General features: G+C 32.4%; 22 protein-coding genes. 11 read left to right on the top strand and 11 right to left on the bottom strand.

All coding sequences use genetic code 11. The features are described 5' to 3' along the window. Window positions 1–95 precede the first annotated feature (95 nt). Entirely contained in the window at window positions 96–833 is a 738-nt protein-coding gene (locus ACKTST_RS04545) for a DUF6263 family protein (RefSeq protein ID WP_408046547.1), read from the bottom strand. A gap of 202 nt (window positions 834–1,035) precedes the next feature. On the opposite strand from ACKTST_RS04545, the gene ACKTST_RS04540 reads away from it, so the two are divergent. After that, window positions 1,036–3,030 carry an alpha-ketoacid dehydrogenase subunit alpha/beta gene (locus tag ACKTST_RS04540; protein ID WP_408046546.1) on the top strand — a complete coding sequence of 665 codons (1,995 nt, stop codon included), beginning with the start codon at window positions 1,036–1,038 and terminating at the stop codon, window positions 3,028–3,030. Between the two features lie 56 nt (window positions 3,031–3,086). On the opposite strand, the gene ACKTST_RS04535 is transcribed toward ACKTST_RS04540, so the two are convergent. From ACKTST_RS04535 to hemA, 9 genes are all read right to left on the bottom strand, one after another. Further along, window positions 3,087–4,400, bottom strand: coding sequence for a dihydrolipoamide acetyltransferase family protein (locus ACKTST_RS04535; RefSeq protein ID WP_408046545.1), 1,314 nt, complete (start codon window positions 4,398–4,400; stop codon window positions 3,087–3,089). A gap of 183 nt (window positions 4,401–4,583) precedes the next feature. Further along, on the bottom strand, window positions 4,584–5,486 hold the full coding sequence (gene hemF, locus ACKTST_RS04530) for an oxygen-dependent coproporphyrinogen oxidase (RefSeq protein WP_408046544.1): 903 nt from the start codon (window positions 5,484–5,486) through the stop codon (window positions 4,584–4,586). 29 nt (window positions 5,487–5,515) lie between these two features. Further along, window positions 5,516–6,262 (bottom strand): EI24 domain-containing protein, encoded by a 747-nt coding sequence (locus tag ACKTST_RS04525; protein ID WP_408046543.1) that lies wholly within the window; start codon window positions 6,260–6,262, stop codon window positions 5,516–5,518. A gap of 72 nt (window positions 6,263–6,334) precedes the next feature. After that, on the bottom strand, window positions 6,335–6,937 hold the full coding sequence (locus tag ACKTST_RS04520; protein ID WP_408046542.1) for a TlpA family protein disulfide reductase: 603 nt from the start codon (window positions 6,935–6,937) through the stop codon (window positions 6,335–6,337). Between the two features lie 19 nt (window positions 6,938–6,956). Next, complete coding sequence (gene hemE, locus ACKTST_RS04515; RefSeq protein WP_408046541.1) at window positions 6,957–7,988, bottom strand: uroporphyrinogen decarboxylase; 1,032 nt, start codon at window positions 7,986–7,988, stop codon at window positions 6,957–6,959. 88 nt (window positions 7,989–8,076) lie between these two features. Beyond that, window positions 8,077–9,366 carry a glutamate-1-semialdehyde 2,1-aminomutase gene (gene hemL / locus ACKTST_RS04510; RefSeq protein ID WP_408046540.1) on the bottom strand — a complete coding sequence of 430 codons (1,290 nt, stop codon included), beginning with the start codon at window positions 9,364–9,366 and terminating at the stop codon, window positions 8,077–8,079. A gap of 212 nt (window positions 9,367–9,578) precedes the next feature. Then, window positions 9,579–10,541: a porphobilinogen synthase gene (gene hemB / locus ACKTST_RS04505; RefSeq protein WP_408046539.1), complete on the bottom strand. Its 963-nt coding sequence runs from the start codon at window positions 10,539–10,541 to the stop codon at window positions 9,579–9,581. 86 nt (window positions 10,542–10,627) lie between these two features. Then, a complete protein-coding gene (hemC, locus tag ACKTST_RS04500) occupies window positions 10,628–12,214 on the bottom strand; it encodes a hydroxymethylbilane synthase (protein ID WP_408046538.1) in 1,587 nt (528 codons plus the stop codon). Then, on the bottom strand, window positions 12,198–13,469 hold the full coding sequence (hemA, locus tag ACKTST_RS04495) for a glutamyl-tRNA reductase (protein ID WP_408046537.1): 1,272 nt from the start codon (window positions 13,467–13,469) through the stop codon (window positions 12,198–12,200). The genes hemC and hemA overlap by 17 nt, the downstream gene beginning before the upstream one ends. A gap of 211 nt (window positions 13,470–13,680) precedes the next feature. On the opposite strand from hemA, the gene ACKTST_RS04490 reads away from it, so the two are divergent. From ACKTST_RS04490 to ACKTST_RS04475, 4 genes are read left to right on the top strand one after another with little or no spacing between them, the layout of a single operon-like run. Next, window positions 13,681–14,565, top strand: a complete 885-nt coding sequence (locus tag ACKTST_RS04490) for a helix-turn-helix domain-containing protein (protein ID WP_408046536.1) — start codon at window positions 13,681–13,683, stop codon at window positions 14,563–14,565. 21 nt (window positions 14,566–14,586) lie between these two features. Further along, window positions 14,587–15,102 carry a TrmH family RNA methyltransferase gene (locus tag ACKTST_RS04485; protein WP_408046535.1) on the top strand — a complete coding sequence of 172 codons (516 nt, stop codon included), beginning with the start codon at window positions 14,587–14,589 and terminating at the stop codon, window positions 15,100–15,102. A 13-nt stretch (window positions 15,103–15,115) separates the two neighbouring features. Further along, a complete protein-coding gene (hemH, locus tag ACKTST_RS04480; protein WP_408046534.1) occupies window positions 15,116–16,144 on the top strand; it encodes a ferrochelatase in 1,029 nt (342 codons plus the stop codon). A 2-nt stretch (window positions 16,145–16,146) separates the two neighbouring features. Further along, entirely contained in the window at window positions 16,147–16,746 is a 600-nt protein-coding gene (locus tag ACKTST_RS04475; protein WP_408046533.1) for a CopD family protein, read from the top strand. A 109-nt stretch (window positions 16,747–16,855) separates the two neighbouring features. On the opposite strand, the gene recR is transcribed toward ACKTST_RS04475, so the two are convergent. Further along, the gene (gene recR, locus ACKTST_RS04470; RefSeq protein ID WP_408046532.1) at window positions 16,856–17,473 is read right to left on the bottom strand and encodes a recombination mediator RecR; all 618 of its coding nucleotides are present in this window, start codon (window positions 17,471–17,473) and stop codon (window positions 16,856–16,858) included. A gap of 71 nt (window positions 17,474–17,544) precedes the next feature. On the opposite strand from recR, the gene ACKTST_RS04465 reads away from it, so the two are divergent. From ACKTST_RS04465 to ACKTST_RS04440, 6 genes are all read left to right on the top strand, one after another. Beyond that, window positions 17,545–19,008, top strand: coding sequence for an aminoacyl-histidine dipeptidase (locus tag ACKTST_RS04465; RefSeq protein ID WP_408046531.1), 1,464 nt, complete (start codon window positions 17,545–17,547; stop codon window positions 19,006–19,008). A gap of 63 nt (window positions 19,009–19,071) precedes the next feature. Continuing rightward, the gene (locus tag ACKTST_RS04460; protein WP_408046530.1) at window positions 19,072–19,656 is read left to right on the top strand and encodes an acyl carrier protein phosphodiesterase; all 585 of its coding nucleotides are present in this window, start codon (window positions 19,072–19,074) and stop codon (window positions 19,654–19,656) included. A gap of 246 nt (window positions 19,657–19,902) precedes the next feature. Then, window positions 19,903–21,348: an energy transducer TonB gene (locus tag ACKTST_RS04455; RefSeq protein WP_408046529.1), complete on the top strand. Its 1,446-nt coding sequence runs from the start codon at window positions 19,903–19,905 to the stop codon at window positions 21,346–21,348. A gap of 23 nt (window positions 21,349–21,371) precedes the next feature. Further along, entirely contained in the window at window positions 21,372–22,046 is a 675-nt protein-coding gene (gene trmD / locus ACKTST_RS04450) for a tRNA (guanosine(37)-N1)-methyltransferase TrmD (RefSeq protein WP_408046528.1), read from the top strand. A 126-nt stretch (window positions 22,047–22,172) separates the two neighbouring features. Next, window positions 22,173–22,520, top strand: coding sequence for a 50S ribosomal protein L19 (rplS, locus tag ACKTST_RS04445; RefSeq protein ID WP_408046527.1), 348 nt, complete (start codon window positions 22,173–22,175; stop codon window positions 22,518–22,520). Window positions 22,521–23,228: 708 nt separating this feature from the next. After that, a complete protein-coding gene (locus tag ACKTST_RS04440) occupies window positions 23,229–25,454 on the top strand; it encodes an NADP-dependent isocitrate dehydrogenase (protein ID WP_408046526.1) in 2,226 nt (741 codons plus the stop codon).

The raw sequence follows: 25,454 nt of genomic DNA, 5'->3' as shown, positions 1-25,454 counted from the left end.
CTAAAGAAAAAAAACTAACTAACAGGTTTTTAACTAATTAATAAAAAGAAAAAGCTCAGAAAATCTGAGCTTTTGTTTATACTAAGTATTTTATCTTAATTTTTTACTTGAGTAATCTCAACATTAGTTGTTAAATCTTGACCTTGAATTTTCATTGCCATACTTATTGATGATTTTGATGATAATCCAGATTCTCTATCAATATTTACCTCTCCTTTAATATCTCCTTCAGCAATACCTGAAACTTTACCGCTAACATCTAGTACAACATTTTTTGCTGTAATTTCTTTTACTTTATAGGTAAAATTAAAATTCATTCCATCCTTATCTTTGCTTACATTCCAAGAATACCCAACAGAAACTGCTTCTTTAGGGTATTTAACACCGCTTGATTGTTCAGTAAAATTTTCAACACCTTGAAAAGTTGGTTCCGCTTTTGTTTCAATAATATTACCTAATTTATCTCCTTTGATAAAAAGAGTTGACTTTAACATAGGATCCATCTGAGTTTTCATCATTTTACCTGCAGCATCTAATTCTTCTTCACTTTTTGTAGAATCATACGATACTTGCATTCCTCCTTGGCTCATGTCCATTACATATTTAACAAATTTAGCTTCACTCTCATATACTTCACCAGTAACATTAGTAATACTATAATCCATATGGATATCCATATTATTTGTCATTAAACCTGCTCCCATAACTTGAGAGAGTTTTGTTTTAGTTGAATATGAATCTCCTTTCTTATAATTTAATCTCAACAACACTTTTTCTTGAGCAAAACTTATTGTAGTTACAACTAACAATAAACCTAATACAATTTTCTTCATTTTATTTTTATTAATATTTCTTGGCGAATATACATTTAATAAATAGTTTATTTATCACCAAATTTCAAATCAATATTTTTAAACTACCATTTTTAAGATTCTGATAAAAAACAACACCTAAAATTAAAAATTAGTTAAAAATTTACTTTGATTCTTCCTTTTTTTTAAGCACATTTGATATCCCTAAAATTTATATAATTAAATGAATAACACACAAACAACTATACATTATAACAAAGGAAAATTAAGTGACACAACACTTGTTAACCTATATAAAAGAATGCTTTTACCAAGATTGATAGAAGAAAAAATGTTAATTCTACTACGTCAAGGTAAAATATCAAAATGGTTTAGTGGTATAGGTCAAGAAGCAATTTCTGTCGGAGTTACTTCCGCGCTTACAAACGACGAATACATATTACCTATGCACCGAAATTTAGGTGTTTTCACCACTCGAGACATTCCTTTATATCGCTTATTTTCACAATGGCAAGGTAAAGCGAATGGTTTTACTAAAGGAAGAGATCGTAGTTTCCACTTCGGTACGCAAGAATACAAAATTGTAGGAATGATTTCGCATTTAGGTCCTCAATTGGGAATTGCAGATGGAATCGCTCTTGCAAATAAACTCAGAGGAGATAAAAACGTTTGCGCTGTTTTTACGGGTGACGGGGGTACGAGCGAAGGAGATTTTCACGAAGCTCTAAATGTCGCTTCCATATGGAACTTACCGGTGCTTTTTTGTATTGAAAATAATGGTTACGGACTTTCTACTCCTACCTCAGAGCAATACAATTGTGAGCATTTAGCTGACAGAGGAATTGGTTACGGAATGGAATCGCATATTATTGATGGAAACAATATCTTAGAAGTTTACACTAAACTTTCTGAACTAGCAGAAAGCGTGAGAGAAAATCCAAGACCTGTTCTAATTGAATTCAAAACATTTAGAATGCGCGGGCATGAAGAAGCTAGTGGAACTAAATATGTACCTCAGGAATTAATGGATTTCTGGGCGGTTAAAGATCCTCTTACCAATTATGCTGATTTTTTAATTTCTGAAAACATTCTATCTAAATCTAAAATTGAAGAGTTTACTGAAGAATTTAAAAATCAAATTCAAGAACATTTAGATATTGCTTTTGCAGAAGACCCTATTTCTTCAACGATTGAAAATGAATTGGAAGATGTATACAAAAAAGACACACCTACAAACATTCAACCTAACTCAACTACTGAAAACATTAGGCTAATAGACGCTATTTCTCAAGGTTTAAAACAAGCAATGGAGCGAGATGATTCTATTGTTATTATGGGACAAGATGTTGCTGAATACGGAGGTGTTTTTAAAATTACAGAAGGGTTTGTTGAAGCTTTCGGTAAAGAACGTGTCCGTAATACACCTATTTGTGAATCGGCTATCGTTTCTGCTGCATACGGACTATCAGTTAACGGAATGAAAGCAGTGATGGAAATGCAGTTTGCTGATTTTGTTTCTACAGGATTCAATCCGATTGTAAACTTGTTAGCAAAATCTCATTATCGTTGGAACCAACAAGCTGATGTAGTCGTTCGAATGCCTTGTGGTGCGGGTGTAGGCGCGGGTCCTTTCCATTCACAAACTAACGAAGCTTGGTTTACCAAAACTCCTGGTTTAAAGGTAGTATATCCTGCTTTTCCTTATGATGCTAAAGGATTACTTACAGCTTCAATTAACGATCCAAATCCTGTATTATTTTTTGAGCACAAAGCATTATACAGAAGTAAATATCAAGACGTTCCAACCGATTATTACACCTTATCTCTAGGAAAAGCTTCTATATTAAAAGAAGGAAATGATGTTACTATTATCAGCTTCGGAGCATCTGTTCATTGGGCTTTAGACACTTTAGAAAACGTAACCGTTTCGGCTGATTTAATTGATTTAAGAAGTTTACAACCATTAGATACTGAAACTATATATAATTCAGTTAAAAAGACTGGAAAAGTAATTATTGTACAAGAAGATTCGTTATTCGGAAGTATTTCTAGTGATATTTCATCACTTATAATGGAAAATTGTTTTGAATACCTTGATGCACCTGTAAAAAGAGTTGCGAGTATCGAAACTCCTATTCCTTTTGCTGGAAATTTAGAAAAAGAATACCTGCCAAAAGAACGTTTTAAAGAAGAACTATTACAACTAATAGCTTATTAATAATAAAAAAGCTCACTTTTTAAGTGAGCTTTTTTATTTCTGATTTATCTGTTTGATTAAAAATCTTGATTTACATCCCAAGATTCTAAAATCTCTTTGAACGTTTTAATAAAAGTTCCTCCTAGAGCACCATTAACAACTCGGTGATCATACGAATGAGAAACAATCATTTTTTGGCGGATTCCAATAAAATCTCCTTCAGGAGTTTCAACAACCGATGGCATTTTTCTAATAGCTCCTAAAGCTAAAATTGCCACTTGTGGTTGATTGATAATCGGAGTTCCCATAATAGAACCAAAACCTCCAACATTCGTTACTGTATAAGTACCTCCTTGAATTTCGTCTGGTTTTAATTTATTCGCTCTAGCTCTGTTTGCTAAATCATTTACTTGCTTAGTCATTCCAACCAAGCTTAACTGGTCAGCATTTTTTATTACTGGTACAATTAAATTTCCGTCAGGTAATGCAGCAGCCATTCCTAAGTTAATGTTTCCTCTGTGAATTATACTATCACCACTAACAGAAATATTAATTAATGGATGTTTTTTTATGGTTTGAGCTACCGCTTGCATAAAGATTGGAGTAAATGTTAACTTCTCTCCTTCTCTTTTTAAATAAGCATCTTTAACTTTATTTCTCCACTTTACAATATTCGTAACATCTATCTCAATAAAAGATTGAACGTGAGCAGAAGTTTGTACTGAGTCAACCATATGTTTGGCAATTAATTTACCCATACGACTCATTTCTACCACTTGATCTTCACCACCTAAAGTAATTGGTGTTGATGCTACTTTCTCTACAACAGGTGCTGCTTTAGCAGGAGTAGCGATTGGTTGTTCTACAACTTTTGGTTGATTTCCTCTATTTTCTACGTACGATAAAATATCGCTCTTAGTAACTCTACCTTCTTTACCAGTACCTTTAATTGACTCTAATTCTGCTATAGAAATTCCTTCTGTTTGCGCAATACTCTTCACTAATGGTGAGTAAAAACGATCGCTAGATGAAGTGTCTATCGTAGTAGCTACAGTTTCTTTAGCTACTTCAACTGTTTTCTCAACTTCTGCAACTGCAGCTGGTTGTGCTTCTTCTTTTTTGGGAGCTCCTGTAGATGCCGCTTCTCCTCCTTCAGTTTCTATAATTGCAATTGTTTCACCAACTTGAACAACAGCATCTTTTTCAAATAAGATTTCAACTAAGGTTCCTTCAACTTCACTAGGTACTTCACTATCTACTTTATCAGTAGCTACTTCTACAACGGTATCATCTATATCAATAGTTTCTCCAACTTCTTTAACCCAAGAAGTAATCGTTGCTTCTGCAACACTTTCGCCCATTTTAGGCAGCTTCAATTCGTATCTAGCCATAGTGTGTTTAATTTTGACGTTTGCGAAGTTACTAAAAAGCAATGATTTTTCATCGTTTTATTAATGAAAAAATTACTTTTAATTATTTGTGATTTTGAAATATCCTCAAAAAAAAAGACCAAAAATCAAAATTACCATTTTTAAACATTGATTTTCAGTCTTAAAATTACGTTATCTATAATCTTAAATCCAATTCTTAGGTTTTGCTAACACCTTTAATAATTTGGCTTCTTCACTTCCCTCTTCTGGATGATGATTGTATATCCATTGTACAGTTGGGGGTAAACTCATTAAAATACTTTCGATACGTCCGTTAGTTTTTAAACCAAACAAGGTTCCTCTATCGTGAACTAAATTGAATTCTACATAACGACCTCGACGTACTTCTTGCCAATCTTTATGTTCTTGAGTATATGCTATATTTTTTCTTCTCTCAACAATTGGTACATACGAGTTTAAAAAACTATTTCCTACCTCGGTAACAAAATCGTAACGACCTTGCATCGAGAATTCTTCTGTTTCTTTTAAATAATCGAAAAATAAACCACCTAAGCCACGCGCTTCATTTCTGTGTGCATTCCAAAAATACGTATCACAAGTTTCTTTAAATTTCGGATAAAAATCAGAATGATGCTTATCACACGCTTCTTTACAAACCGAATGAAAATGCACTGCATCTTCTTCAAACAAATAATACGGAGTTAAATCTTGACCACCTCCAAACCATTGAGTAACAATATTCCCTTCTCCATCGTACATTTCAAAATAACGCCAATTAGCGTGCACTGTTGGTACAAATGGATTTTTAGGATGAATAACCAAACTCAATCCACAGGCAAAAAAATCTCCACTTTCTACTCCAAATTGTTTTCTTAAAACTTCTGGCAACTCACCATGAACAGCTGAAATATTTACGCCTCCTTTTTCAAAAATATTTCCATTTTCAATTACACGAGTTCTACCTCCACCTCCTTCAGTACGTTTCCATAAATCTTCTTGAAATTTAGCTTTCCCGTCTACTTCTTCTAACTTTGAAGTTATTGTATCTTGTAATTGTTGGATATAAGCGTAAAATTGTTCTTTCATGTATTCTTTCTTTTGAAGTGCAAAAGTACTTATTCTGGTAATTCTTTTAATTGAATTCTCTTAATAGTTTCTGTAGTTGCTGCAGTTACCGATAATGGTAGCACTAGAATAACTCCAATAATAGGAATTAATAAAAATAGCATAAATACAATTCCGTTTCCTATTGCCAATCCTTTATTTTCTTTAACAAAACTGATACTTTCTCTGTACTTAAAATGACGCTCCAAAGTATAATCCATATTACCAAAACCTGCATAATATGCTTGCATTAAAAACAATAGTACAGTTGAAATTAGACCTATTATTGGAATAAATCCTAATAGTAAAATTGGGATTGTTAATAGTAATTCTCTTGTTAAGTTTCTTAGGTTGATTCTTATACCTCTAATAAGTTGTTCTTGAAAAGAAGTAATTCTATGTTTATGATTTTCTCCTCTTAAATGATCTTCAATTTTTTCGGAAACCGGACTCATAAACGGTGCTGATAAAGCCATTACAATGTGTTTATACAACACCAATCCAACGACAACAATTATCAATCCACTTAAAAAAGTACTTATAACCTCAAACGTTTGTTTACCAAATTCCCATTTCCAGAAGTTCGCTATATAATGTCCTATATTATCAGAAAAGGTATAAGCCATAAAACCTACAAAAAAGGCTGTTAAAAAGCTTATTATCATAGGAATGATAAAATATTTCCACAATTTTAATTTAGAAATCAAACTAAAAGCACCAAAATAAGCCTGAATTCCTTTTACAATGTTATGTATCATTTACTTTTTTGTGTGAAAATAAAAAACCTCTTTCGATTAAGAAAGAGGTTTGTAAAAATATTGTAGTAAGAATTACTTTAAAATCGGTGCTAAAAAGTCTTCGAAATTTTTGGTGTTCATTTCATTTACTTTATCCCATCCAAATTCTTTCGTTGGTGTTGCTGCTCCTCTTTTAACATTAACAAATTGCTTGTCTTTGTTAATTAAGTACGCTGTAGGATAATCTAATTTATGAACAAAACCACTAATGTCTAAATGATCTTTCTTTACCTTATCTCCTTCTCTAGCAGGAATGATAAAAACCTTTTTATCTAGTTTATCTACCATTCTTTTCGCCTTAGCTTCATCATCCCAAAGAATCATTATAAACTGTAGTTTATCTCCGTACTTTTCAACCATCTTGTTAATTGCTGGAATATCTCCGTGACATGGTGCCGACCAAGATGCTCCTGCAATAACTACAATTGGAGTTTTAATTTTATCTGTACTAATTTTCTTTCCGTCTATAGAAGTAAAATCATAATTTAATAAGTATGATCCTTTAATACAGTTATCTATTAAGTTCTCTGCACTTTCTTCAACGCAATTGTTTACTGCAAAGTTGTAATACGTTTTATTTTGTGCGAAGGTAATTGTAGTTATAAAACATACCAATACATAAAATAATTTCTTCATTTTTAAATATTTAAAGGGATTATCTGTCGGATTTATACTCTTTTACCGCTTCAACAAATGCTTGTGCATTTTCTAGCGGAATGTTAGGTAAAATTCCGTGCCCCAAGTTAACAATATATTTGTCTTTACCAAACTCATTAATCATTTGGTTTACCATTTTTTTAATTTCAGCTGGTGGCGACAATAATCTTGATGGATCAAAATTACCTTGTAACGTAATATTTCCTCCTGATAAATAACGAGCATTTCTTGCTGAACACGTCCAATCTACCCCTAAGGCTGATGCATTTGATTTTGCCATTTCACCTAAAGCAAACCAACATCCTTTACCAAAAGCGATAACCGGAGCATCATCTTTTAATGCTTCAATTATTTGATTAATGTACTGCCAAGAAAATTCTTGATAATCGATTGGAGATAACATTCCTCCCCAAGAATCAAAAACTTGAACAGCGTTTACACCCGCCGCTACCTTAGCTTTTAAATACACAATTGTAGTATCTGTTATCTTCTGAAGCAATTCGTGTGCCAAAGTTGGCTGGGTGAAACAAAATTCTTTTGCCTTATCAAAATTCTTAGACCCTTGACCTTGTACCATATAACACAAAATAGTCCATGGAGACCCCGCAAAACCTATCAATGGGATTTCATCATTCAACTTTTCTTTGGTCATTTTAATTGCATCCATAACATAGCCTAATTCTTGCTGTACATCTGGAACAATTACTTGATCTAAGGTTTTTCTATCACGGATTGGATTTGGTAAATACGGGCCAAAATTAGGTTTCATTTCTACCTCAACATTCATTGCTTGTGGTACTACTAAAATATCAGAAAATAAAATAGCAGCATCCATACCATATCTACGAATTGGTTGCACTGTAATTTCTGATGCTAATTCTGGAGTACGACAACGTGTAAAGAAATCATACTTTTCACGTAACTCCATAAATTCTGGTAAATATCTTCCTGCTTGACGCATCATCCATACTGGTGGACGATCTACAGTTTCTCCTTTTAAGGCTCTTAAAAATAAATCGTTTTTTATCATATCTTTTTATACGTCATTGCGAACAAAGTGAAACAATCTTTTTTTAGATTACTTCGTCATTCTTCCTCGTAATGACAATTTATCTATTCTACATTTTTGAAACAGCTTCCATCGACTTATCAATGGCTTTGGCTATCTTTTTAATATCTTTTTCTGTTAAAGCTGATGATAAGAACCATGCTTCAAACTGTGATGGAGGTAAAAACACTCCGTTATGCATCATCTCCCAAAAGAAAATTGCAAATTTTTTAGTATCTGACGATTGTGCTTCTGTAAAGTTTGTTACTGTTTTATTTGTAAAAAACGGATTAATCATCGATCCAAATCTATTCACAGTAATTTCTACGTCGTATTTCTTAGCTGATTCTAACAAGAATACTTCAATTATTTGAGCAATTTCGTTAAATTTCTCATACGGATTCTGCTTTTTTAACTCTGTTAAGGTAGCAATACCTCCAGCCATTGCTATTGGGTTACCCGATAAAGTTCCTGCTTGATACATTCCTCCTAACGGTGCTACCATTTCCATAATTTCATTACGAGCTCCATACGCTCCTACAGGAAATCCTCCTCCTATTACCTTACCTAAACACGTAATGTCTGCTTCTACATCAAATAACTCCTGTGCTCCTCCGAATTTAGAACGGAAACCTGTCATTACTTCATCAACAATCAACAAGGCTCCTTTCGAGTTTACATACTCTTTTAATTCCTTTAAAAAATTATTTTGTGGAGTTACTACTCCCATATTTCCAGCTACGGGTTCTAAAATAACTCCTGCAATATCATCGTGTGCTTCAAAATGTGCTTTTACACTTTCTAAATCATTATAATTTGCAATTAAGGTGTTTTTTACCGCTCCTTCTGGAACTCCTTTAGACCCTGGTAAACTTAAAGTCGCTAATCCTGAACCTGCTGCTACTAATAATGCATCTTGATGTCCGTGGTAACAACCTGAGAACTTTATAATTTTATCTTTTCCTGTAAATGCACGTGCTAAACGAATTCCGCTTAAAACCGCTTCGGTACCTGAATTTACAAAACGAACTTTATCCATTCCTGGAAAAGCATCACAAACAATTTTTGCTAATTTGATTTCGTTTTTGGTTGAAGCACCAAAAGAATATCCGTTTTTTAATGCTTTGGTAATTGCCTTTTGCACTTTTTTATGACGATGTCCTAAAATCATAGGTCCGTACGACAATACTAAATCTACATACGAATTACCATCAACGTCGGTAATTTTACTTCCTTTTGCTTTTTTAATAAATAAAGGATTTCCTCCTACAGAAGCAAATGCACGTACTGGTGAATTTACTGCTCCTACTAAGTTTACCAATCCTTTGTTATATAATTCTTGTGATTTTTTGAAATTCATTTATTTTTATTTTTATATAAAAAAACAATGCATGAAATAATAATTATGAACAACAATAAAAACTCTCCTTTTAAAAATGTTCTAAAAGCTATTTCAACATTATAGTAATTTGGATTTAATAACTTACTTACCTCATCACTAATAAAAAAATAAAATAATGATAGGGTTAAGAATATCAAAAAATGTATTATTAATATCCTTACCTTCATAAATTATTTATTTAAAACCTTAGCCGCTTCTTTAGCAAAATAGGTAATGATAATATCTGCTCCTGCTCTTTTCATGGATAGTAAACTTTCCATCATTACGCGTTCTCCGTCAATCCATCCTTTTTCAGCAGCAGCTTTTACCATCGCATATTCACCACTTACATTATAACATGCAATTGGTCTATCAAAGTTCTCCTTTAAATCTCTAATAATATCTAAATACGATAAAGCTGGTTTTACCATTAAAATATCTACTCCTTCTTCATCATCAAAAGTAGCTTCTCGTATGCCTTCATCTCTATTTGCTGGATCCATTTGATAGGTTCTTCTATCCCCGAAACTTGGTGTAGAATCTGCTGCATCTCTAAAAGGACCATAAAATGCCGAGGCATATTTTACTGAATATCCCATAATTGGTAAATTTGGGTAACCTGCTTGATCTAAACTCTCTCGAATCATAGCAATAGTTCCGTCCATCATTCCTGAAGGAGCAACCATATCTACTCCTGCTTTTGCATGCGAAATTACTTGCTTTGCTAAGTTTACTAAAGTAGCATCGTTATCAACATCATTATCATGTAACACACCACAATGTCCGTGCGAAGTATATTCACAAAAACATACATCAGTAATTACATACAAACTCGGATAGTTCTTTTTGATATAACGAACCGCTTGCTGCATAATTCCGTTATCGTTCCAAGTTTCTGTTCCTACTTCATCTTTCTCCGTTGGAATACCAAATAAAATAACCGCCGGTATTTTTAGAGCAACCACTTCATCTAACTCTTTAGAAATGGTATCTAACGACCAACGTTTAATTCCTGGCATAGAAACGATTTCTTTTTCTATTCTTTCTCCTTCTTCAATAAATAGCGGATATATAAAATCGTTCACCGACAGTTGGTTTTCTCTTACCAATCTTCTGATTCCTTCTGTTTTTCTAAGTCTACGTGTTCTAAACATCGTTTATACCTTTTTTGTCATTACTAGGAATGAAGTGACGTGGTAATCTTTTGACAGATTCCTTCGCTTCACTCGGAATGACGCTTTTATTTTTTTACAAAATGTAAATTCACCATTTCAATCACACTTTCTACTGTAGGTAGATTAGCTACTTGAACATCTTCAAAATGCTTGTTAGCTTCTTTAGCTGTACTCTCACCTATACAAAATGCAATTTTATCTGCTGTATTTTGTTGCATATAACTCTCTACACCTGACGGACTGTAAAACAATACTGCATTAACTTTTTCATCAACTTTTGCTGGACTATACATAGTTTTATACGCCTCAACCTCGTTAACAGCAATTCCGTTTGCTTTTAAAAGCATTGGTAACGTGTCTAATCGTAAATCGCTACAAAAATAGGTTACCTCTTCACCTTTAATTTCTTTAGAAAGATACTCTGCTAATTTCTTTGCATTTCTTTCCGACTTGGCAACTTTTCCTATTTTTTGTTCAATTAATTTTTTGGTTCTTCTACCTACACAGTAAATATTTTTGAACTGTAATTCATCTGAAGTAAATGAGTTTAAAATAGCTTCAACTCCATTTTTACTTGTGATAATTACATTTTCTATTTCTTTTTTAATCACTTTAGGAGCTATTCTATTAAAACGAATTTTAATAAAATCGCTATCCATAACCTCCATGTTGGTAGGTAATAATTTCTTTTGCGCTTCTGATAGTTTCTTTGTTGAATAAATTGAAAACTGCTTTTCAATTCCTTCATCTTCCATCATAATAAACTTACCGCCTTTATCAATAATATAATTAGCGCAATCTTTAGCGAGATATTTATGCTTACCAACTTTTACTTTTCGGCTAACTTCAATCTTCTTTTTACCATCTCTACTAAGTAAAACTCCTTTAAAGTTAATCTCGTCTTCTTTTTCGTTGATAAATGCTAAAGCTCCGATAGGTGCTGTACAACCTCCTTCTAAACGGTTTAAAAACTCACGCTCTATACCAGTACAAATTTCTGTATCCTTATCATTTAATTCTGCGCAAATAGTTTTAACTTCTTCATCGCTTTCTAAAGCTGTAATCATTATTGCTCCTTGTGCAGGCGCAGGTATCATCCAAGTTAAACTAACTGCTCCTTTCGGGCGCAATCCAATTCTTTCTAAACCAGCAGCTGCGAAAATAGCTCCGTTCCAATCGTTATCTTCTAGCTTTTGCAAACGAGTATTTACGTTTCCACGCAAGCCTTCAACTGTATGCGTAGGATAACGGTTTAACCACTGAGCTTTCCTACGTAAACTACCTGTAGCAATTGTTCCTTTAGGTTGCGACATGAATTCTTCATTGTCTTTTAACAACAAAATATCGTTATAGTTCGCTCTTTTTAAAACTGCAGCTTGAATAATTCCTTCAGGTAAAACAGTAGGAACATCTTTCATTGAGTGCACCGCAATATCAATATCGCCATTTAACATAGCGATATCTAAATTCTTAGTGAATATTCCTGTAATTCCTAGTTCATATAGGGGTTTATCTAAAACTAAATCACCCGTTGCTTTAACGGGGATTAATTCAGTTTGATGACCTAATTCTTCTAAAAGTTTTTGAACTTTCTTTGCTTGCCACATAGCCAATTGGCTATCTCGTGTACCTATTCTAATTATCTTCTGCATGGATAGTTTCTAAATTTGCTCCGAACACTTTTGCCATAACTTCAATACTTGTGTTTATTGAAGTATCTTCATCTTTTAAGTGTTTTACAAACTGTGTAGTTATTTTTTGAATAAATCTTGATGTTAGCATTTCTGCCTGTTCTTCATCAAAATCTTTTATTTTTTTCTTATGAAAAGCGATTTCATCTTGTTGAATCGTTTGCAATGATTCTTTTAACGCTGTTATTGCTGGTGTAAATCTTCTGTGATTTAACCATTCTTGAAATTCTTGATTATGAGTATCAATTATAGCTTCTGCAACTGGTACTTCTTGCTGACGAACAGCTAGAGTTTCATCAGTAATTTTAGATAACTCATCAACATTTACAATAGTTACATTCGCTAACTCTGCAACTTCCTTAGCTACATTTGCAGGCATTGATAAATCTAAAATCAATAATTCCTTATCCGTTGGAACGTGTTCTTTTGTAATCGTTGGAAAACTTGCTCCTGTTGAGACTATTAATACATCTGCATTGTGAACTTCAGCAATTAAATCATCGTATTTTGCATTTCTAATTAAAGGATGTTCTTTTACGAACTCAGAAACTTTTTCTTCTGTTCTGTTAATTAAACTCACCGATGTATTTTGGGTGTACTCTGCTAAATTTTTACACGTATGTTTTCCCATTTTACCTAACCCAAAAACTAAAATATTTTTAGAATTGTAGTTGGATAAATTATTGATAATATATTGAACTGCTGCGTACGATACCGAAGTAGTTCCTGAACTTAATTTTGTTTCGTTTTTAACACGCTTGCTCGCTTGCATTACATGGTTTAATAAACGCTCAAAATACGCATTGGTAGTTCCTACTTTTTTTGCTTGCTTAAAAGCTTGACGTAACTGACCTACAATTTCGTAATCTCCTAAGATTTGACTATCTAACCCAGTTCCCATTCTGAACAAATGATTAATAGCTTCGTTATTTTTATATACGTTTGATACGTTTACAAATTCTTCAACAGAGCCGTTAGAATATTTACATAACATGCTTATTAATTGAAAAGGATGTTCAGCAAAACCACAAATTTCGGTTCTATTACAAGTTGATAACACGAAAATACCATCTACTCCGTTCTCTTTTGCTTCTTTTAAAAGTGCTATCTGATTTTCTTTAGAAATACTAAACTTTCCTCTAATCGCAGCGTCAGCCTTTTTATAACTAACACCTATGTTATATAAGTTACTCTGATGTTTTTTTTCTACTGTCATTGAGTCTTCTTCTAAAAAGTCGGTCAAAAATATAAATATTGAACAAAAAAAAGTATCGACAAAAGTACTTTTAATATCGCTATTTGTTATTTAGATAAGTTTTACTTAAAAAAGTTACAAAAAAACGTACTTTTGTAGTGAAATAGCCTTGAAACAGTTGTTTATTTTAGAATCATTCTAAATAACTTTTTATTTTAAAAGCATTTTCACCATGTCAAAAAACATCGCAGAAAGTACATTTAGAGAAATACCTTTAGAGAAAGGTTTTTTCATGTTAAAATTTAAGAATAATTCTGAAAAAACAGAGTTTTACAACAGAGATATCGACAACTCTTACATACAGTTACACTACTGTGTTAAAGGAAATTGCAAGTTTCATTTTAACAACAATAGTTATACTTTTAATGTACTAGACAAGCATTCAATTTTTTTATACAACCCACAACAAAAGCTACCTATCAATCTAGAAATATTACCTAAAACCTCATTGGTTTCTGTTTTGATTTCTATTGAAAAATTTCATGCACTATTTTCAAAAGAAGCTAGCTACATCCCTTTTCTAAGTGACAACAATAAAAATAAAAAGTATTACGATAGTGCTGAAATAAACCCGAATGTTTTATTAGTACTCCAACAAATTTTAACTGCAAAAAACCAAAGTTCAATGAGGGACCTTTATATTAAAGGAAAAACATATGAACTTCTTAGCTTACATTTTGACAATGGAGAAAACACCAGCGAAGAATATTGTCCGTTTTTGGTTGATGATCGTGAAGTATTAAAAATTAGAAAAGCAAAAGATATTATTATTTCTAGAATGAGTGAACCTCCTAGTTTACAAGATCTTTCTAACGAAGTTGGTTTGAATTTAAAAAAGCTGAAGGAAGGCTTCAAACAAATTTATGGAGACACTGTTTATAGTTTTTTACTAGACTATAAAATGGAACACGCTCGCAAATTATTAGAAAGCAATCAACACAATGTAAATGAAGTTGGACTACAAGTAGGTTACAGCACTTCAAGTCATTTTATTGCCGCTTTTAAAAAGAAATTCGGCACTACACCTAAGCAATATGTAATGAGTTTACAACAGTAAGCCAAACTAACGCAATTTAAAATGAAACAACTTACTCATTACGATATAGAAAATACTCAACAAAAATTTCCGATAAGTATCGTTTGTGACGTCATCCGAACACCAGAAAACATAGGTATGTGTTTTCGTATTTCAGAAAGTTTTGGAGTATCAAAAATATTTTTACACGAAAGTTCTCCTACCGTAGACAATAGAATTGTGAAGAAAACTGCACGAAACACTATTCAGCAGATATCACACGAAAGTTATACTAATTTCGAACAACTCATCCTTCAATTAAAAGAAGAAGGAAATACTATTATTGGAATTGAAATTACTGATGAAAGCATAAATATTAGCGATTACAACTTTACTGCTCACGAAAAAATTGTATTACTTTTGGGTAGCGAAAGAAACGGTATAAAAAACGTAAACTTAGTAGATGCAACAGTAGCCATACCAATGTACGGACGAAATTCTAGCATGAATGTAATTCACAGTTTAGCTATCGCATTATACGAAACAACCAATCAACTGAATCAAAAGAACCTAAAATAAATCTTACCTATACATGAAAGGAGTTTTATTAGTAAATCTAGGGTCACCAGCGAGTACCGACCCTAAAGATGTAAAAAAATATCTGGATGAATTTTTAATGGATGAACGCGTAATCGATGTTCCTTATTGGTTACGAACATTTATAGTAAGAGGTATTATTTTAAATACACGTCCAAAAAAATCGGCAGAAGCCTATCAAAAAATTTGGTGGAAAGAAGGTTCTCCTTTAATAGTCCTTTCAGAAAGATTACAAAACAAGGTTCAAGCAAAAACAGAATTACCAGTTGCGTTAGCAATGCGCTACGGGAATCCGTCTATAAAAAGTGGTTTACAAGAACTACACGACAAAGGTGTAACAGAAGTATTATTAGTTCCGTTATACCCTCAGTTTGCCATGGCAACTACTGAAACTATTTTGGTATTAGCTGAAGAATTAAGAAAAGAATTCTTCCCGAACATGAAAATCACGGATGTTCCTGCTTTTTACAACAAACCAGAATACATTAAAGCATTATCAAACAGTATTAAAGATTATTTAGCTGATAAAGATTACGACCATATTTTGTTTTCTTACCACGGAGTACCTGAACGTCATATCCGCAAATCGGATATTACTAAATCACATTGCAATCCTGAAGCTGGAAATTTAGCTTGCTGTAACACTCCGTCTAAAGCACATGAGTTCTGTTATCGTAATCAATGTTATCAAACTACTAAAAATGTAATCGCAGAATTAAATTTAGATGAAGCTAAAGTTTCTACTTCGTTTCAATCTCGCTTAGGCGTTGATCCTTGGCTACAACCTTATACAGATAGAACCATTGTAAACAAAGCTGAAAAAGACGGTGTTAAAAAACTTGCTATAGTTACTCCTGCTTTTGTTTCAGACTGTTTAGAAACCTTAGAAGAAATTGCTATGGAAGGTAAACACGAGTTTTTAGAAGCTGGCGGAGAAGAATTTCATACCGTACCTTGTATTAACGACAATGATGAATGGGTAGAGGTATTAGCAAAATGGATTAACGAATTTAACAATAACTAACTATGGATTTTTTATACGTTAAAGCATTACATATTATTTTTGTCGTTACTTGGTTTGCGGGTTTATTTTACATGGTTCGTTTGTTTATTTACCATGTAGAAGCAGAAACTAAAGACCAACCTGCTAAAGAAATATTACAAACTCAATATAAATTAATGCAAAAACGCTTGTGGTATATTATCACATGGCCATCAGCAATTTTAGCCAGCTTTTTTGCCTTTTGGATGCTGTACAAAAACCCTATTTATTTAGAAGAAGGGTGGATGCTCGTTAAGCTTTCTTTTGTTTTGGTTTTATATGTATATCATGGGTTTTGTCAAGTAATTTACAATCAATTACAGCAAGATATAATTAAACAGACTTCGTTTAAACTTCGTTTATGGAATGAAGTTGCAACTATTTTATTGTTTGCTATCGTATTTTTAGTAGTTTTAAAAGACACTATTAACTGGATTTGGGGAGTTGTAGGTATTTTGTTAGTCTCTATTTTATTGATGTTAGCAGTAAAAGCGTACAAAAAAATAAGAGCTAAAAAATCGTGGGATAAATACGAACAAGAATTGATTGAAAAAGACAAAAACGAAGACCAACAACCTAATTAACATATTTTAACACATTACCCTGTAACAAAATCTGCTCTCAATCTTCTTAATAGTATAAAACAAGTTGGGAGAGTAGGTTTTCGTTAAAGTTGGCCTTCTCTCTTTTCTTTTATCCCTTAATTGATTGTTCAAAAGGAATTCTATTCACAATACTTCTTCCTAAAGTAACTTCATCAGCATACTCCAACTCATCACCTACTGAGATTCCTCTAGCAATGGTTGACGTGGTTATTCCGTATTTTTCTATCTGTTTGTAAATATAAAAGTTAGTTGTATCACCTTCCATGGTAGAACTCAATGCAAATATTAGTTCTTTCACCTCTCCTTCTTTCACTTTTTCTACCAACGATTCAATCTGTAAATTCTGAGGCCCAATTCCTTCAATGGGAGAAATTTTCCCACCTAATACATGATACAAACCTCTGTATTGCGCAGTGTTTTCAATCGCCATTACATCACGAATATCTTCTACCACACATACAATTTCTGCATTCCGCTTCGGGTTACTACAAATATCACACAATACCGTATCAGAAATATTATGACATTTTTTACAAGACTTCACATCTCCTCGCAAATGTGTTAACGCATCGGTTAAATACTTTGTGTTTTCGGTTGGCTGCTTTAATAAATGTAACACCAAACGTAGAGCGGTACGCTTACCAATACCAGGCAACCGACTTACTTCATTTACTGCGTTTTCTAATAATTTCGATGAAAAATCCATGCTGCGAATTTACAATTTTTCAATAAGGATTAAGTATCTTCGTACCTTTAAAATTAAACAAACAATTCACAATGAATTCAGAAATAAGAAACCTAGAACCGAAAGCTGTTTGGAAAAATTTTGCCGATTTAAACGCAGTACCTCGTCCATCAAAAAAAGAAGAAAGAGTTATTCAATTTATGGTAGATTTTGGCAAAAATCTAAACCTTGAAACCATGGTTGACAAAGTAGGAAATGTGATAATTCGCAAACCTGCAACTGCTGGTATGGAAAACCGCAAAACAGTTGTACTGCAAAGTCATTTAGACATGGTACATCAAAAAAATGCTGATACTGTTTTTGATTTTGATACAGAAGGAATTAAAATGTTTGTTGATGGTGACTGGGTTAAAGCGCAAGGAACAACTTTAGGTGCCGACAACGGTTTAGGTGTCGCTTCTATCATGGGGATTTTAGAATCTACAGATATTCCGCATCCTGCTATTGAAGCTTTATTTACCATTGATGAAGAAACAGGTATGACCGGTGCTATGGGACTTGAAGGCGAATTGTTAAAAGGTGAGATTTTATTAAACCTAGACACTGAAGAGGATGATGAAATCGGAATGGGATGTGCAGGTGGTGTTGATGTTACTGCAACTAGAAACTTCAATGAAGAAACTACCCCAGAAAACACCATTGCTTACGAAATTTCTGTTACAGGATTAAATGGAGGACACTCAGGAATGGATATTATCAAAGGTTTAGGAAACGCTAACAAAATAATGAACCGTTTATTATTTGACGGTTTCACCAACTTCGGATTACGTGTTGCTGAAATAAACGGCGGTAGTTTGCGTAACGCTATTCCGCGTGAAAGTTTTTCTACAGTGGTAATCGATACAGTGTCAAAAGAACCTTTCTTATTTGAAATTCATGAGCTTATCAACAGTATTAAAGCTGAGTTTGCAACATTAGAACCCAACCTATCTATCGAACTAAAAGAAGTTGAAACTCCTGAAACTGTTATGGATTTAGGTGTTCAAGAAGGATTCATAAAATCGATTTACACTGCTTTAAACGGTGTGTATCGCATGAGTCCTGATATTGAAGGATTGGTAGAAACTTCTAACAATATTGCTCGTATTATTGTAAAAGATGGTGCTATTAAAATTGGGTGTTTAACACGTTCTTCTTCTGAAACTAATAAGTGGGATTTAGCAAACTCGTTACGTTCAGCATTTGAATTAGCTGGTTTCGATGTAGAATTTTCTGGAGCTTACCCAGGATGGTTACCAAATGTAAACTCAGAAATTTTAAAAACCGTAACCGATTTATACGAAGATTTACACAACGAAAAACCTAATGTAGCTGCTTGTCACGCTGGTTTAGAATGTGGAATTCTAGGTCAGAATTACCCTGAAATGGATATGGTTTCTTTTGGTCCAAACATCAAAGGTGCACATTCACCTGATGAGCGTGCTCAGATATCTTCTACACAAAAATTCTGGAAGTTTTTATTAGCTATTTTAGAGAACACACCTGTTAAAAATTAAATTTTACACATAAACTTTTAAACCACAACTTTTCAGTTGTGGTTTTTTGTTTACATTTAGCAAATGAATTTTTTAGCGCATTTATATCTTTCAGAAAATAATACCAACATAATGATTGGTAATTTTATTGCAGATCATGTTAAGGGAAATAAATTTTCTCATTACCATGAAGATATTCAAAAAGGTATATTGTTACACAGAGAAATTGACACCTTTACCGATGCGCATGACATTGTTAGAACAAGTAAAAGAAGGCTTCACGAAAGATATCGTCATTACGATGGAGTAATTATTGATATTTTTTACGATCATTTTTTAGCAAAAAACTGGAAAAACTATTCTGAAATACCATTAAATGTATACGTAAACTCTGTTTATAACTTACTAAATGAAAATTTAGAAATTCTCCCAGAGAAAACGCAAGAGATGCTTCCAGTTATGATACAACACAACTGGCTGTATAACTATCAATTTGCTAAAGGAATTCACGAAGTTTTAAACGGAATGAACAGACGTACTAAAGGAAAATCAAAAATGAATTTAGCTACCGAAGATTTGCTAGAACACTACCAAACTTTTGAAGAAGATTTTACTTTGTTTTTTGAAGAGCTAAGAGAATTTTGTTTAACTAAAACTCTTAAAATTTAATAATTTACATTATGCGAATAACTATTTTTTATTCAATCGCATACTTCTCTATTCTCTAAGAAAACCTTTTTACTATAAACATTAAAGTTTAGGTATTTCTGTACTCAACCTACATCAACTACTCTTTAATTAAAGCATAAACAAAGAAGGTATATTTATGTTATTAATAATCTAAATAGTATTCCGACTTTATTCCAAAGTGAATTAGATGTTTTTTATACATTTGCCCAAACTATATTTATTGCTATGAAAAAAACATTTTTACTATTATTTTTATCTTCTTTCTGCTTTTCTCAAACCGTAAAAGATGAATATTACGATAAGTTTACAAACCCAAATCCTAACAATAAATTTTCTAATTACCTAAAAGAAAACCTTCATCAAGATTTATTAAAAAACATCGCTTATCCTGAAAAAAGCAAAAAAATTATTTTATCCTTTCAAGTCAATAAAGAAAATATTCCTTATCGAATTGATATTAATTCTTTCAGAAATAACGAATTGAATAAATCATTAAAAAAACTATTCAAAGAATTCAGTCTTAATAATTTTGCGACAAAACTAGATACAAGAAAAAAATATTCACTTCAAATTATCTCTAACAACGGAACACATAACACTATAAATTGTAGTACAGTTCCATTAGAAATTTCTTTTCCTAATTCTAAATCTTGTGACGATTTAGATTTTTATGACGATATTAATTATTGCATAAATAAAAATATTAGAAATCATTTTTATAATTCTATAAATTATAATTTAGCTGATAGTTTATTAACCAAAGAGGAAAAAATTATTTTAGATTTTAAAGTATTAATTGATAAAAATGGGAAGCTGAAGGTTACCGAATTAAAAACTCCAGAGATTTTCAAAAAAAACATTCTTGAAATTACCGAAAAATACGATACCGTTTTTGTTCCTTATATGATTAGTAACAAACCTACCAATTACTCCTACTACATAAAACAAGAGTTTGAAAAAGGAAAAAAACCTACATCTAACTTAGAATTAGATTATGATTTTGATAATATTTTCAAACCAAATTCAACAAATGAATTGGCAAACTATTTCAAAGAAAATTTAACAGAAGAAGACATAACAAACGCTAACTTAAATAGAGTAAATGACAGATTAAAACTTTATTTCGAATTAGACGTTACAGGTAAACCTTTTAAAGTCTCAACAAATTCTAGATCTGAACTACTAGAAAAAAAGATTATTAGTCTGTTCAAAAAATATAATCTTTCAAAATCTATTTTTAAAAACACGCATCCAGTAAATAAATATTACACACCTATAATAAAATACGAAAACGGCAGTAACAAAGTAGTTACAAATAGTATTATGGGATATAGTAGAATCCCCATTTTCCCTAACTGTAAAAATTCTTTAAATGCTACTATGGGAAAAAATTGTTACAATAGAACTATCCGAGAATTCTTCGTTAAGAAGTTTAACGCTAAATTAGCAAGCAGTCTTGGGCTTTCTCCAGGAAGAAAAAGAATTTTTGTTCAGTTCAAAATTGATAAAGAAGGGAAAGTTACTGATGTAAAATGTAGAGCTCCACACCCAAAATTAAAAGAAGAGTCTATAAGAATTATAAAAAAACTTACAAAAGCATCTCCTGCTATTTTTGGTGACAAACCGGCTAAAATTGGCTTTACTTTACCTGTTACTTTTAATGTTGAGTAATTATAAAAATATATCTTTGCGCCATGCGAATAGATATAATCACAGTTGAGCCCGATTTAATAAAAAGTCCTTTTGAAAACTCTATGATGAAAAGAGCTATTGAAAAAGGATTAGCAGAGGTTCATTTTCATAATTTAAGAGAATACGGTTTCGGAAATTATCGTCAAGTTGATGATTACCAATTTGGTGGTGGCGCAGGTATGGTGCTAATGATTGAACCTATTGCGAAATGCATTGAAAAACTACAATCAGAAAGAACATATGATGAAATTATTTATATGACACCAGATGCAAAAACCTTAAATCAAGCTACCGCAAACAACCTTTCTTTAAAAGAAAACATCATTATTTTAACAGGTCATTATAAAGGTGTAGACCAACGCGTACGTGATAAATTTGTAACTAAAGAAATTTCTATTGGAGACTATGTATTAACTGGCGGCGAACTTGCAGCTGCTGTTTTGTGTGATGCTGTTATTCGCTTAATTCCTGGTGTTTTAGGAGATGAAACTTCAGCTTTAACCGATAGCTTTCAAGATGATTTATTATCTCCCCCAGTATATACCCGTCCTGCTGAATATGAAGGAATGAAAGTACCAGAAGTATTACTATCAGGGAATTTTCCTAAAATTGAGGAATGGCGATCAGAACAGGCGTATAAACGCACCAAAGAAATACGACCAGATTTATTAGACTAGCTAACAATCAGTGTTTTATTTATTTTTTTTATCAAAATAAAAATTCTAAATTTGCAGCCACTAAAATCAACCTCTGACGAAGAAATCGTGCATGTTGCTTTTATACAACCATAAATAATTATAGAAATGGATTTAGTAAAATTTGTTCAAGACGAATTTGTAACAAGAAACGAATTACCAGAATTCGCAGCTGGAGACACTATTACAGTGTACTACGAAATTAGAGAAGGAGATAAAGTTCGTACTCAGTTCTTTAGAGGAGTTGTTATCCAAAAAAGAGGTAATGGAGCTTCTGAAACATTTACTATCAGAAAAATGTCTGGTACTGTAGGTGTAGAACGTATCTTCCCAATCAACTTACCATCTATCCAAAAGATCGAAGTTAACAAAAGAGGTAAAGTACGTAGAGCTCGTATTTTCTACTTTAGAGGTCTTACTGGTAAGAAAGCTAGAATTAAAGAAAGAAGACACTAAGATTTTCTTTCTACAAAAAGCAAAAGCACTGTGTTTTCACAGTGCTTTTTTTATTCACATTTTGTTAATAAATCAACCTTTTCAAGATGTTAGTAATTAATCAACTAAAAATCAGTATTTTAAAACAATATTCACTATATTTGATTAAGAGTTTACATATAAGTGACGTCAGAGCATAGTTAAACTATCATAATCACACAAAGTAAACCATTTAAAGTACGTTCTTTATATATTTTGTTTTTAAGTGTTGTATAGCTAAATACCATCGTAATTTTTGATTAATTGTAAATTTTAAATAGTTTATAATTTTCTAGTTATAAGTTTATAAGTATTTTGGTTTTAAAATTTAGCTAAACTAACCCGCTTAAAAACACTGAAGTTTTAATTTTATAGATAGAATGTTTATAGAATGAAACTTCAAATTTGAAATAGTAATGTAGTTTTTCTATGGAAGAAACATAAACACTGTTTTATTTGATGATGTAGCAATACAGGTCAGTGCCTTTACTATTTCAAGAAAGCCATGTCAATTACAAGAAATTGTTTGATATGGCTTTTACTTTTAATAACAAATTCTTCTTTTTAGGTTGTTTTATTATCATTTTCTCAACAAAACCCGTTAATTAATAACATTTTAGCATCAAAAAACTCATTCGTAATTCTTAAATTTGCGTCACTTCAAAATATAATTTAATTATTACATACAATATGAATAAGACTGCTAAAATTATGTATACAAAGACGGATGAAGCTCCTGCATTGGCTACTCGTTCGTTTTTACCTATCGTAAAAGCTTTTACAAAATCATCTAACATAGAAATAGAAACCAAAGATATTTCTTTGGCTGGTCGTATTCTTGCTAACTTTTCTGATTATTTAACAGAAGAGCAACAAGTAGAAGATGCTTTAGCATTTTTAGGCGATTTAGCTAAAAAGCCAGAAGCTAACATTATTAAACTTCCTAATATTTCTGCTTCTGTACCTCAGTTAAAAGCAGCTATTAAAGAGTTACAAGCTTTAGGATATGCATTGCCAAATTACCCTGAAGAAGCTACAACCGATGAAGAAAAAGCAATTTTAGCACGTTATAATAAAGTAAAAGGTTCCGCTGTAAACCCTGTTTTACGTGAAGGAAACTCAGACCGTAGAGCGCCAAAAGCTGTAAAAAACTACGCAAAAAAGAATCCTCATTCAATGGGAGCTTGGAGTTCAGACTCTAAAACTCATGTTGCTACTATGACTGATGGTGATTTTGCTCACAGTGAAAAATCGACAACTGTTCCTACGGCAACAGATGTACAAATTGTACACACAGATGCTAACGGAAGTAAAACCGTTTTAAAAGAAAAAGTTTCTTTATTAGCTGAAGAAGTTATCGATGCTTCTGTAATGAGTAAAAAAGCTTTATTAACTTTCTTAGATGAGCAAGTTAACGATGCTAGAGACAAAGGAGTTTTATTTTCTTTACACATGAAAGCAACCATGATGAAGGTATCTGACCCTATCATTTTTGGACATGCAGTTCGTGTTTTCTTTAAAGATTTATTCGCAAAGCATAGCGAAACTTTTAAAGAAATTGGTGTTGATGTAAATAACGGGTTTGGAAACCTAGTAAGCAATCTTGAAGAATTATCTGCTGATAAAAAAGCAAAAATCTTAGCTGACATCGAAACTATTTACGCTAACAATCCTGATTTAGCTATGGTAAATTCTGACAAAGGAATTACCAACTTACACGTTCCATCAGATGTAATTATTGATGCTTCTATGCCTGCAATGATTCGTACTTCTGGACAAATGTGGAATAAAGAAGGAAAACAACAAGACACCAAAGCAGTAATTCCTGATAGTTCATATGCTGGATTGTATCAAGAAACTATTGATTTCTGTATAAAAAATGGTGCTTTCGACCCAACTACAATGGGAACGGTTCCTAACGTTGGTTTAATGGCTCAAAAAGCTGAAGAATACGGTTCGCACGATAAAACTTTTGAAATCACTACTGATGGAAAAGTAGAAGTAATTGACAGTAACGGAACGACTTTATTAGAGCACACTGTTGAAGCTGGTGATATTTGGAGAATGTGTCAAACTAAAGACGCTCCAATTCAAGACTGGGTAAAGTTAGCAGTTACTCGTGCAAGAGCTACAGAAACTCCTGCTGTTTTCTGGTTAGGAAAAGAAAGAGCTCACGATGCAGAAATCATCAAAAAAGTTGAAAAATACTTAAAAGACCACGATACTACTGGCTTAGAAATTAAAATCTTATCGCAAGTAGAAGCTACTAAATACACTTTAGAAAGAGTTAAAGAAGGAAAAGACACCATTTCGGTTACAGGAAACGTTTTACGCGACTACTTAACTGACCTCTTCCCTATTTTAGAATTAGGAACTTCAGCAAAAATGTTATCGATCGTTCCTTTAATGAATGGCGGTGGGTTATTTGAAACTGGTGCTGGTGGATCTGCTCCAAAACACGTTGAGCAATTAGTAGATGAAAACCATTTACGTTGGGATTCTTTAGGTGAATTCTTAGCATTAGCAGTTTCTTTAGAACATTTAGGTGAAGTTAACAATAACAGCAAAGCAAAAGTTTTAGCAGACGCTTTAGATGATGCTACTGATAAATTATTAGACAATAAAAAAGGTCCTTCAAGAAAAACTGGAGAGTTAGACAATAGAGGTTCTCATTTCTATTTAGCAATGTATTGGGCTCAAGCATTAGCTAATCAAAATAGCGATGCTGACTTAAAAGCTCAGTTTACACCTATTGCCGAAAAAATGACTACTAACGAAGCTACTATTGTAGATGAGTTAAATACAGTACAAGGAAAAGCGGTAAATATTGGTGGATACTATGAGCCAAACGATGCTTTAACTGATGCTGTAATGCGCCCAAGTAAAACTTTAAACGATATTTTACAAAGTATTTAA

The sequence above is a fragment of the Tenacibaculum crassostreae genome, from assembly GCF_964512405.1.
GTDB lineage: Bacteria > Bacteroidota > Bacteroidia > Flavobacteriales > Flavobacteriaceae > Polaribacter > Polaribacter crassostreae.
This window is presented reverse-complemented; position numbering and strand designations above follow the sequence as displayed.